Consider the following 261-nt stretch of genomic DNA (forward strand, 5'->3'; position numbering starts at 1 on the left):
TGGCGGCCCGTACCCCAAACCGACTCAGGTGGTCAGGTAGAGAATACCGAGGCGTTCGGGTGAACTATGGTTAAGGAACTCGGCAAAATGCCCCCGTAACTTCGGGAGAAGGGGGGCCATTCCTGGTGACGGCACTTGCTGTCAGAGCTGGGGGTGGCCGCAGAGACCAGCGAGAAGCGACTGTTTACTAAAAACACAGGTCCGTGCGAAGCCGTAAGGCGATGTATACGGACTGACGCCTGCCCGGTGCTGGAACGTTAA

The 261-nt window shown here is 58.2% G+C and carries 1 rRNA gene; it reads left to right on the forward strand.

The window, feature by feature from the left end:
- A 23S ribosomal RNA gene (locus PUR56_RS01425) occupies positions 1-261 on the forward strand; the annotation flags it as partial.

The sequence above is a fragment of the Streptomyces sp. BE303 genome (assembly GCF_036290945.1).
In the GTDB taxonomy this organism is placed as follows: Bacteria; Actinomycetota; Actinomycetes; order Streptomycetales; family Streptomycetaceae; genus Kitasatospora.